Origin of the sequence: Alginatibacterium sediminis, from assembly GCF_003610775.1 — a bacterium.
In the GTDB taxonomy this organism is placed as follows: Bacteria; Pseudomonadota; Gammaproteobacteria; order Enterobacterales; family Celerinatantimonadaceae; genus Alginatibacterium; species Alginatibacterium sediminis.
Genome location: NZ_RAQO01000004.1, coordinates 840,777 through 851,729, shown reverse-complemented (window position 1 = coordinate 851,729; position 10,953 = coordinate 840,777). Strand labels below are relative to the sequence as shown.

Annotated in this window: 9 protein-coding genes; 5 read left to right on the top strand and 4 right to left on the bottom strand. The window is 40.8% G+C overall.

The window, feature by feature from the left end; all coding sequences use genetic code 11:
• Positions 1-53 precede the first annotated feature (53 nt).
• Positions 54-1,232 carry an ATP-binding protein gene (locus tag DBZ36_RS20590; protein ID WP_199711790.1) on the top strand — a complete coding sequence of 393 codons (1,179 nt, stop codon included), beginning with the start codon at positions 54-56 and terminating at the stop codon, positions 1,230-1,232.
• A gap of 192 nt (positions 1,233-1,424) precedes the next feature.
• Here DBZ36_RS20590 and DBZ36_RS06910 read toward each other — a convergent pair whose 3' ends face one another.
• Both DBZ36_RS06910 and DBZ36_RS06905 read right to left on the bottom strand, forming a co-directional pair.
• Complete coding sequence (locus DBZ36_RS06910; RefSeq protein WP_199711789.1) at positions 1,425-2,927, bottom strand: methyl-accepting chemotaxis protein; 1,503 nt, start codon at positions 2,925-2,927, stop codon at positions 1,425-1,427.
• Between the two features lie 9 nt (positions 2,928-2,936).
• On the bottom strand, positions 2,937-3,557 hold the full coding sequence (locus DBZ36_RS06905) for an SCO family protein (RefSeq protein ID WP_120354173.1): 621 nt from the start codon (positions 3,555-3,557) through the stop codon (positions 2,937-2,939).
• Between the two features lie 527 nt (positions 3,558-4,084).
• Between DBZ36_RS06905 and DBZ36_RS06900 the strand changes: the two genes are divergently transcribed.
• Positions 4,085-5,419, top strand: a complete 1,335-nt coding sequence (locus tag DBZ36_RS06900; RefSeq protein WP_120354172.1) for an MATE family efflux transporter — start codon at positions 4,085-4,087, stop codon at positions 5,417-5,419.
• A 53-nt stretch (positions 5,420-5,472) separates the two neighbouring features.
• Here DBZ36_RS06900 and DBZ36_RS06895 read toward each other — a convergent pair whose 3' ends face one another.
• Positions 5,473-6,576: a high-affinity branched-chain amino acid ABC transporter substrate-binding protein gene (locus DBZ36_RS06895; RefSeq protein WP_120354171.1), complete on the bottom strand. Its 1,104-nt coding sequence runs from the start codon at positions 6,574-6,576 to the stop codon at positions 5,473-5,475.
• Between the two features lie 166 nt (positions 6,577-6,742).
• Here DBZ36_RS06895 and DBZ36_RS06890 point away from each other — a divergent pair, with 166 nt between their 5' ends.
• Entirely contained in the window at positions 6,743-7,711 is a 969-nt protein-coding gene (locus DBZ36_RS06890) for an NAD(P)H-binding protein (RefSeq protein WP_120354170.1), read from the top strand.
• Positions 7,712-7,723: 12 nt separating this feature from the next.
• On the opposite strand, the gene DBZ36_RS06885 is transcribed toward DBZ36_RS06890, so the two are convergent.
• Entirely contained in the window at positions 7,724-7,936 is a 213-nt protein-coding gene (locus tag DBZ36_RS06885) for a DUF1289 domain-containing protein (protein WP_120354169.1), read from the bottom strand.
• A 117-nt stretch (positions 7,937-8,053) separates the two neighbouring features.
• Between DBZ36_RS06885 and DBZ36_RS06880 the strand changes: the two genes are divergently transcribed.
• A complete protein-coding gene (locus DBZ36_RS06880; RefSeq protein ID WP_120354168.1) occupies positions 8,054-8,638 on the top strand; it encodes a uracil-DNA glycosylase family protein in 585 nt (194 codons plus the stop codon).
• A gap of 347 nt (positions 8,639-8,985) precedes the next feature.
• On the top strand, positions 8,986-10,953 hold the full coding sequence (locus DBZ36_RS06875; protein ID WP_120354167.1) for a methyl-accepting chemotaxis protein: 1,968 nt from the start codon (positions 8,986-8,988) through the stop codon (positions 10,951-10,953).

Genomic DNA, 10,953 nt, shown 5'->3' with positions numbered 1-10,953 from the left:
AACCTCAAGAGCCAATCAAAAATGGAGCTGTTGAAGTTGTTCCACATGATATTGTGTTAGGTGTAAATGGAGATTCTGCTCAGTTTGGATTGCTAGGAGAAGTTCATGGTCGTAAGGTAGCATTAGACTTAAACCATACGCACACTATGAGTTTATTTGGTGTTCAAGGTGGTGGTAAAAGTTATACCTTAGGTTCAGTTGTTGAAATGGCAACTAAATCAATACCAGCAATTAATACATTACATAAAGAGCTAGCTAGTGTGATCTTCCACTACAGCCAAACTCAGGATTATAAACCTGAATTCACATCGATGATTAGCCCGAATGATGATGAGTCTCAATTAGCTAAGCTTAAGTCTGTTTATGGCGCTGAAGCAACATCCTTAGATGATGTTGTGTTGCTGGCTCCAGAAGATAAGTTGGAAGAGCGAAGAGCAGAATACCCTGGAACAGATGTATATCCGCTCAAGTTTTGTTCTTCCGAATTACAAGCAGGGCACTGGAAGTTTTTGATGGGGGCTATTGGTAATCAGGCTGCTTATATTCGCCAATTAGGCAACATAATGCGCAAAAATCGCAAGAACTTGACTATTGAAGCGATAAGAAGTGGAATCCAGAATTCTAGCTTATCTGATGCATTAAAAGATTTAGCAGATATGCGACTAGATTTTGCCGAGCAATATGTTGATGACAAACTTAGCGTCGCGTCACTTATTCGTCCTGGCAGAATGATCGTTGTTGACGTTAGAGATGAGTTCATAGAGAAAGATGAGGCCTTAGGGCTATTTGTTGTTCTGCTTCAGATCTTCTCTGAAGCGAAGTATCTAGGGCAGACTTTTAATAAACTGATAGTTTTTGATGAATGTCATAAGTACATCGATAGTCCAGATTTAGTCAAAGGCCTGGTTGAAACTGTACGTGAAATGAGACATAAGGGTACAAGTGTGATGATTGCTAGCCAAGATCCACCTTCTGTACCTGTAGAGCTTATTCAGCTTTCGTCTCAGATTATATTACATAAGTTCAATGCACCCGATTGGCTGAAGCATATTCAAAAGGCTTGCATTGGTTTGAAATCACTGACACCTGAAAAATTAGGTGCTTTAAAACCTGGTGAAGCTTATATATGGTCTAGCAAGGCGAGTGACAATGCTTTTGTTAGTGATGCGATGAAGATTCAATGCCGACCTAGAGTTACTAAGCACGGTGGTGATACTGTTACTGCACTTTAGGAACGCCAGCCAAGAATTGATGATTGTCATTAAGTAATACCTATAGTAATACCTAATGACATTGGTTGTCATAAATTAATTTAAAATCAATTAGTTAATATATTAAGCGTGCTGTCTCACTCCCGCCATATTTAAAAAGACGTCCTAGGACGTCTTTTTTTATGCCTGCAACTCTTCCAAAACCAGCGTGTATTAAACTTTGTAGGTCGCAGCTTTGTCTTGGTAGTTTTCCGTGATTGCTTTCATCGCAATTGCACCTGCTGACAGTTTCTCGATCTGTTTAGAGAGCGTCGAGGCCGCTTCGGCATTAGCTAGAATATCAACCCCAATTTTTTCCAGCTTTATTCGTTGTTCTTGAGTCTCAGAGGCTACATTTTTGCTTAGTGTTGCAACTTGTTCAATTTGCGAGGAACGCTGTTCGAGTTCTTCAGCTATGCTACTTGTGTGTATGACATTGTCGCTAGTACGCTGACTACCTAAGTCCATCGATTCCACAGTTTTTACCATACTAGTATTCAAGCGGGTTAAAACTTTGGCTATTTCATCAGTTGATTGACTGGTACGTTGCGCGAGAGTTCTAACCTCATCTGCTACAACAGCAAATCCACGGCCAGTCTCTCCAGCTCGTGCCGCTTCAATCGCTGCGTTCAATGCCAACAGATTGGTTTGTTCTGAGATGCTTCTGATATCTTGCAGTAGTTTGGTGATCGCACCAACATCCTCTGTTAATAAGGTGAGAGACTCACTAACCTCAGCGGTGTTAGTTTGTAAAGATTGCATGTCAGTCATTACGTTAAGTGCGCTTTGACGATCTTTGATACTTGAACTGGCTGCGTTGTCTGCTTGCTCAGCAGATTGTTGGCTATTTTCAGTAACATGTTGGAAATAGCTAATGACTTCTTGTGTAGTGTCAGCGATACCTTGCGCACTGTCGTTTTGTATCTGCATTGCCGTTTGGCTATCGCTGCTCAGGTACATTAAATTGTCAGATGTACTCCCCATGTCCGTTGCGATGGAGCGGTAATCATTAAATAGTTGTGTTAGTTCATCAAGCATGACGTTAAACGCGATTTCGGCTTGAGTGTTGGCATCCTCTAGGCGAATTGACAAATCTTTTTCTTTGGATATATGTTCAATTGATGCTGCGATGCGTTGGTTTGCCGATGAATCTTGGCGCATAAACCCAGCGATACGGATTAAGATTACTGTTTCAGCAAGCGCAAATACGGCATGCACCAGCATTATGCTCCAGTTACATTCTCCGGCAAATATCATCACCGGCGTATCAAATAAGTTCACACCTTGTAACTGTATATACGTGAACAGTAAGTGATGGACAGCTACGGTGAGCAAACTTGCAAGTAACGGCTGCCAACGCTGATAAATTAATAACACTGCCATAGACGCAAAGATGTGAAAATGCATTTCAATCATGCCCATTTGGCTTTGAATAAGCAGAGCTGAAACGGTCATCATTATGACTGCTGCAACAATGGCAAACAGGTCGGTGCCTTTTAGAAGACTGTAGGCAGTTTGCACAACAACTAAAATCATAATCGCTGCTGTTATGCTAAACGTCATCATTTGGGCACCAAAAAAACCACTCAATACGAGTATGGGTGCTTGCAGCATTAAAATGCGATATACGTATGAATCATTCTTTTTACGTAATGCTATTTGATAGTCTTCATTCATAACTTTGCCTTAGGTGTTAGGAAATAGATAATGCTGTAATTCATTAAACATGGCCTGCGTAGATAACTGATTTGCTGTATAGATTCGTTCAACCTTGCCAGTTTTTGAGAGTAGGAATAATTTACCGACATGGTTTATGTCAGCTAGGTTCCTGTTTATTTTCTCGCCCAATTGTCGGTTCAAACGAGACAGATGCTCGCTATTTAAAACGGCGCTTGTAAAACGAGGGGAGCGCATATCGATTATCTGTCGTCTGAGATCCGGTGTATCGTTTTCGGGATCAATGCTTACAAACATAAACTTAATTTTTTGAGTTGATAGCTGCGGGTCTTTTGCGATTTTTTTTTCTAAAAGAGCCATTTGTTGAACGCGCACGGAGCAAACCTCGGAACACGACAAAAATCCTAAAAACATATAGGTTAACGAGTCGGAATCACCGGGAAAATGGTGTTCTTTAGAGGTGTAATCAAACCAATCAAACTGAACTACTTGAGAGTTATTGCTATAGATTCCATAACTGGTTTTGTTATCTAACGAGAAATTGTTAACTAGGCTTAAAATCGGAACGATGCTAAGGCATAAGATGATCAGCAAAACAGCAATAACTTTTTGTTTCCCAGTCTTAGTCATAGAGTTCCAGTTACAATAGCGAATGAGTTATTCCGATTATCCTTATTTATCGACCATAGCATAGATTTCTAAATAGCCAATTTATTTAACATTACAGCAACACATCTCTTGCATAGAAGTCAAAGTAACTTACTGAAACAAAGAAACCTTTATTATTTAGAGGGTTAGTTTAATTCCATTAGGGTTAGATTTATGAGTAAGGTTGCCTTTTTTCTAAGATATGACCCTAAAAATATTGATTTACAATGCGATTTTGTATTTAACAAACAAAGGATAAACCAAAGCCAGTTGGCCTTATTGTATCGACTCCAACCATGCACCAAGCTATAGCATGGCTTGGCATCTTAAATGCCTATAGGCACCACAACGATGGTGTAAACAGACTGAAGATCGTTGTGAACGCTGTATTCTATTTCAATGATTAATAACCTATAATACTACAATAGAAATCCAAATCGCTTATGGCTCAATAACATTTCTAATTATCAGTTCATTACCTTCTTGTTTGCATTTAAGGTTGTATTTTAATGTTCATTTCTAAACACAATTTCTCACAAAACATTAGCCTTGCCTGGCCAATGGCGCTCAATGCAATCTTGTTTCAGTCAATGGTGCTGGTGGATTTACTGCTAGTTGCACCGCTAGGTGAAGTGTCAATTGCTGCGTTAGGTATCGCTGGTGCAATTGTTGCTTTTTTTGCCGGCATTCAAACGGCTCTTGCTAATGGTTCTCAAATGATCATTGCACGGGCAACGGGAGCCAATGACTTTATTAAAATATCGCGAGACATGGCGGCGGCGTGGGTATTGAATGTTAGCTTCTCGTTGATTGTATGCCTGGCACTGTGGCTCAGTTTAGACTCATTGTTAGCCTTGGTTACCCAGCAGAATGAGGTGGCACAGCAAGCCAGTTTGTATATCAGTATTGGTATGATCAGTCTGTTGTTTTCATCGCTAACTCAAGTGTTAATTGCTTACTTTAATGCTAGTCGCCAAACCCGAATTCCTTTATATGGGTTCATGTTAGAAATTCCATTTAACTTTAGCATCAGCCTAGTTTTGATTCACGGACTATGGGGAGCTCCTGAACTGGGTTTGCAAGGGGCTGCACTTGGCTCGCTAGCGGCGACTTTAATTCGGGTCACTTATCTGATGGTCCAAGTATCTAGGCAGTCTCAACTACATATAGTTGATGGCTTTAAGTATCTAGGTCGCTCTCGCATCAAAAGTCATGTCAAAGAGGTTTGGCCCATAGCTGCAAACTTTATAACCTTGATGAGCGGAATGACCTTGTATCAAATGCTTTTTGCCCAAATGAGCGTTTATGCTTATGCAGCGATTACCCTTGTTTATCCGTGGATCAGAATTGGCAGCCAATTTGTAAGCTCATGGGCGCATGCAACAGCTATTAATGTCAGTCAGTTTATTGGGAAAAAAGAGCAACACAAAATCCCAGACTTTATATCGGACGCTGTGAAAATAATCATTGGTTTATCGATAGCCTTGTCACTGGTATTTGTTGTATTTAGCCTATCGGTGCAATGGGTCTATCCGCTTCTAGAGCCTGAAACATTGGCTATGTTGGCACTGATTGCACCCATTTATATCGTGTTGCCGATCGTCAGAACCTACAATACCATTTGCGGAAACACACTTAGAGCAATGGGAGATAGCTATTTAGTACTGCGGATTCATGCATTTAGTCAGTGGGCTATTGCCCTGCCACTGTGTGCCTTAAGTGTCTATTTAGGTGCGCCAATCTACATTGTGTTTGGCATTGTTTTGTTTGAAGAACTGATCAAGTATTTGCCGTTTAAACGTGCGCTTGGGAAACGAGTTGCTAGTTATCGTGAAAGTGCATAGACAGCGTAATCAATAATTGCTCGGGCCATAGTTGCCCGAGCGATTAGCTTGTTTTAGATCTGAGTGCCAGTGCCGTCGGCATGCCACTTGTAGACACCGAATTCAAAGCCGATCAAATCGCCTTTTTCATCCCAGTCAAGTTGTCCCATCGCAGTTTGAGCACTACCGCCACGCATTGCATCGGCAACTTTAGTTGGATCAACACCGTGTTGCTCAATAAAGTAAGCCATAGTTTGAACGGCTGCGACACTAGTCCATACAAAAGGTCCAGTTGGATCTTGTTGCTGAGACATCATATAAGCCACTATCTCTTGGTTTTGTTCTAAGAGGTCATAGCGAGCAGGCAGCGTAACGAGTAGGCCTTCAGAGGCATCCCCAGCGATACTAGATAGCTCTTTGTTACCAACTGCTTCAGGTCCCATAAACTGGGGTGCAAAACCTAGCTGTTTGCTTTGACGTAAGATTAAGCCTAATTCTGGATGATAACCGCCATAATAAACTAAATCGATATCTTGCTGTTTCAGCTTAGTGATAATACTAGAAAAGTCTTTGTCACCAGCAGTTACACCTTCAAAAATTGCAACTTCTATACCCAATTCTTTAAGTGAATCAAGTACCTGTTGTGCGATACCTTCACCATATTGTTGTTTGTCATGCAGTACCGCTACGCGCTTAGGCTTAATATTCTCTTGGATATATTTGGCCGCGGTTGCGCCTTGGTCGGTATCTAATCCAATGGTGCGGAATATATACTGATACCCACGTTCGGTGATCGCCGGGTTAGTAGAGCAAGTGACAGCTAGGATACCTTCATCTTCATACACATCGGTAGCAGGCTGAGTTGAACTTGAGCATAAATGACCAACGAGGAACTTAACCCCATCATTGACCAGTTTATTTGCCACAGCTACAGCCTGTTTAGGGTCACAAGCATCGTCATATTCTAGTGCTTCGATAAGTTGTCCGTTGATACCGCCGGCTTTGTTAATTGCTGCAATTGCTGCGTGGGTACCTTGGAACTGCATGTCACCATATTGAGCGACGCTGCCACTCATAGGGCCAGCAATGCCTATCTTGATAGTTTCGGCCGCAATTCCTTGGCTAAATAAACTGGCGCTTAATAGTAGCGAGCTAAGCAATACGCTATGTTTTTGCATCCTAAATCCTTTTTTTATAATTTTGTTCACAAAATAGCTTGTGACCTAAAACGATAGGTTAATTTTACCAAGAAGTAAATTCTGATTCTGGCAATGCGTTAGGGCTCACACAAATAGCTATAACATTGGCGTAGGCTACTGATTTGCATATTGGAATATCAGAAATATGAAGGTATTGTTTATCGGTGGAAGTGGGCAAATATCACTTGCTTGTGTGCACGAGGCGTTAAAAAACGGGCACCAGGTTAGTGTATTTAATCGTGGTTCTTACGATTGGGGTGACTTGCCCGTAGAGCAGATAGTCGGAGATTTAAACCAAGACCACGATTATTTACCCCTCGCAAATATGGGCTTCGATGTTGTATGCCAGTTTATGTTGTTTACCCCAGAGCAAATGCAGCGTGACATAAAGGTCTTTGAACAAGCTAAAAATTGCCACTATATTTTCATTTCTAGTGCGTCTGCTTACCATAAACCGCTTCCAGAGCTAGCTGTTACAGAGTCGTTAGAGCTTTATAATCCCCATTGGGAATACAGCCGTAATAAAGCTGCTGCTGAAGTGTTACTTCAACAATCGGAGTTACTGTTTACAATTGTTAGACCTAGCCATACTTTAAGAACTGGCTTACCGACTCAAATGGATGAAGGGTTTATCGTCGCAGATAGAATGCTACGCGGAGCGCCAGTTATAGTGGCAAATCAGGGCAAAACCGTGTGGACCATTACCCGCTCTGAAGATTTTGCCGTTCCGTTTGTGGGACTATTTGCAAATCCTAAAACGTATGGTGAAGACTTCCATATTACTTCAGATACGGCCTTTACTTGGGATGAAATCTACACGGTGATTGGCCAACTACTTGAGGCAAAAGTAAACATTGTTCACATTGACGTTGATAAACTTATTGCAGCTAACCCAGAGTTTGAAGGACCACTGCTTGGCGATAAAGTCTATAACGCAAGGTTTGATAATAGTAAGGTTAAATCCGTAGTTGGCGACTATGACTGTGTACAGCAACTTAGTCGTATCTTGGAGCAACCAGTCCAAAGCTATTTGGACAGTGGACTATGTGGTAAAAGCCAAGGTAGCGCTTCGGACCTGTTAATTGATCGCTTATGTGAAAAATACGGGAGTTAAGTTTAAACGAGATCAGAATTTAGTGTTATAGGGTGGGCTTTGGCTGCGGATTTTAACCTTGTCTAATATTTGCAATCGTTGGCTATCAGTTGAGGCCGCCCAATTCAGAATTTCGTTCATAGTACGATGACAGCCCAAGCAAATATCGCTTGGGTCCAAACAACAATCCCGAACGCAAGGCGAGGGTACGCTTGCAACGGCTCTTGTATTTTTATTTCCAGTCATTAATAGCTTAGTCCCGTAGTTGTCTTTGTAAAACGTTAACATAGGTATATACACAATCAAAATTGATCGAACTTACATAATGGTTAATTGCTTAATAAAGTATTAAAAGTGAGTGTTATGGTTGATAAAAAACTAAGTGATTTAGAGACACGAATCAATAACTGTCGGCATTGTGAGTCAGCTTTAGGTTTTAAACCAAATCCAATCATTCAGTTAAGCTCATTAGCAAAAATTGTGATTGTCGGTCAAGCACCTGGAGTAAAAGCCCATAATAGCGGTATTGCATTTAATGACGCTAGTGGTGATAAATTACGACTTTGGCTAGGCGTTGATAAAGTAAGGTTTTACGAGTCTTCAAACTTTGCGTTATTGCCTATGGGGTTTTGTTATCCGGGTCGTGGGAAGTCGGGAGATCTCCCACCACGAGCCGAATGCGCGCAAATTTGGCGGACAGAACTGGAGCCCTATGTCGCTCAATCTGGCTTAGTTTTACTTATTGGACAATACGCACAACGCTATTATTTGAGGGAAAAGTACATTAACGTTACCCAAAATGTTAAAGATAGTTTTGTTAATAAGCATAAGTACTTTTGTTTACCGCACCCCAGTCCTCGAAACAATCGCTGGTTCAGAGAAAATCCTTGGTTTGAGACAGATACAGTGCCGTCCCTTAAACATCAAGTAAATATTAATTTACAGTAATTTGTTAGCCTAAATTCCCATTCTGATAACTTTATACCCCCGTAATGTTGCAATTTTATACCCTTGTTTGCACTATGTCGCCTTCAAATAGAGTTGATGCTCTAAGTTGAGCTAGAAGTTATTTAAATTAGCTAATGTGAATATAAACAGCCATATCATGGAGGAAGGTAACAAATAGAAACGGAGTTGCATTTAGGTGCATCACTGCTATTTTTATTAGTAGTTAATTTTATGGTTGGTATTTAGCATTGCTACCAGAAAGTCTTTTAGCTGAGGTTTAGTTGCGTTTTACTCGACATCTGCTCGAACATAGATGTTTATAAATAACTCCAGTCAAAGGTTTTACTGTGAAAAGTTTTCGCCAAAAATTGTTACTTTTAATCCTGCCCATTTTAGTCATGCTTATTGTTATTTCTGCGATTCGTTTATTGGAGCTTAATAATAAAAGAATTGATTTGAGTCAAGCTAGTGTTCAACTTTCATTAATGTTAGAAAACAGTCTATTAGTTCATGAAATTCAAAAAGAACGAGGCACGACTGCCGGATACATTGGAGCACAGGGAAAGCAATTTTCAAGCGAACTGGCACAGCAATACCGTGCCACTGACCAAGCCTTAGAGAATGTTCAAAATTTTTGGCAACTTAACAAAGCCGAAATCGTTGACCAAGACATTGTTCGGATGCAGGAACAAGTATTTCGTTCGCTTTCGCAATTAAGCGCGATTCGGGCCAAGGCTCAAAGTCTTAATATGAAGCTAGGCGATGCTTTGTCTTATTATACAGGCAATAATACCTTGCTACTGACAACCCCGGTGATCATCAGTGATAATTCTAGCGACTCGCATTTAACTCAGCAGATTATTGCTTTCTACAATTTACTTCAGTCAAAAGAACGCGCTGGTATCGAACGAGCAGTACTAAGCAATAGCTTCGCCGCAGGTAAATTTGGCGATGGTGTCTATGTACGCTTTATTAAACTGATGACTGAACAAGAAAGCTATATTGCAACGTTTAAAGCGTTTGCAGAAGCTAGTATAGAGCAACAATATTTGGACCTAGAACGCGGTAAAAATTTTAGCGCTGTCAACGAGTATCGAGATCAAGCCTTAGCACAGAATTTGGAGGCCGATGCACCCAAATGGTTTAAAGCTGCAACTTTACGTATAAACGATCTCAAAACACTTGAAGATAGTTTTGCCCAATCTTTGACGCAATATTCGAGTTCACAAACAAAAATAGCATCGACTGGATTCTGGTTTTGGTCCATTTTAATTATTGTCATTCTAACTAGTACTATCTTTATGGCGAGTAAAATTCTTAAAGACCTCAATCGTCAGGTAAATAGCATTGTTAAAGTTATGCGTAAAGTTGCAGATGATCACAATTTGCAATCAAGCGCTGAGATCATTGGGAACGATGAACTTTCTCAAATTGCACGCTACTTAAACTCAATGATTGAAGGGCTACGAGCAACGATGACCACTTTAAGTGACGTTAGCCAGGAATTAAGCGCTGCGGCAATTCAAAGCACTGCGGTTAGTTCACAAAATGCGAGTTATTTGGATCAATTACACCAGCAGACAGAAATGATAACTACAGCAGTCGAAGAACTTAGCATTTCTATCGCAGAAGTATCCCAAAGTACAACCCAAACCGTAGCAGCGGTTGATTTAGTTAACCAGTCTTCTAAAGCAAGTGAAAGCGCCGTCGATGAAGCGCAAGACGTGATACAAGAAGTGGCTCAAGATGTCGATAACATTAGTTTATCAATTAATAAACTTCATGACAGTAGTCAAAGCATCAGCTCGGTACTTGAAGTAATAAAAAATATTGCTGACCAAACTAATCTTTTAGCGCTTAATGCAGCGATTGAGGCTGCCAGAGCAGGCGACCAAGGTCGTGGCTTTGCAGTTGTTGCTGATGAAGTTAGAACCTTGGCGCAGCGTACTCAAGAGTCAACCATTGAGATTGAAAAGATAGTAGAAGATTTTCAATCTAACTCGCGAAAAGCTTATGAAATGATGAATAGCAGTCAGGCTAAAGTTAGTCAAAGTGTAGAAAGCTCTGGCGTTGTAAGATCTGGTCTAGATTCTATCGTAAATGCTATCGACAAAGTGGTTTCAAGCTCCCATCAAGTTGCTAGTGCAACCGAAGAGCAGTCAGTTGTGAGCCGTGATATAGCTGAAAAAATTGTCGAGATTGATGAGCATGCACGCGAGACGGCTAAAGGTGGAGAAGAAATAAGCGCAGCTGCTACTCGTCTACAAGTATTGGCTGAGCGGGTGAAACAACAATCGTCTTTGTTTAAACTCTAG

Coding starts and splice junctions, on each gene's coding strand:
- DBZ36_RS06910 (WP_199711789.1), bottom strand. CDS start 2,927: ATGAATGAAGACTATCAAATAGCATTACGTAAAAAGAATGATTCATAC.
- DBZ36_RS06905 (WP_120354173.1), bottom strand. CDS start 3,557: ATGACTAAGACTGGGAAACAAAAAGTTATTGCTGTTTTGCTGATCATC.
- DBZ36_RS06900 (WP_120354172.1), top strand. CDS start 4,085: ATGTTCATTTCTAAACACAATTTCTCACAAAACATTAGCCTTGCCTGG.
- DBZ36_RS06895 (WP_120354171.1), bottom strand. CDS start 6,576: ATGCAAAAACATAGCGTATTGCTTAGCTCGCTACTATTAAGCGCCAGT.
- DBZ36_RS06890 (WP_120354170.1), top strand. CDS start 6,743: ATGAAGGTATTGTTTATCGGTGGAAGTGGGCAAATATCACTTGCTTGT.
- DBZ36_RS06885 (WP_120354169.1), bottom strand. CDS start 7,936: ATGACTGGAAATAAAAATACAAGAGCCGTTGCAAGCGTACCCTCGCCT.
- DBZ36_RS06880 (WP_120354168.1), top strand. CDS start 8,054: ATGGTTGATAAAAAACTAAGTGATTTAGAGACACGAATCAATAACTGT.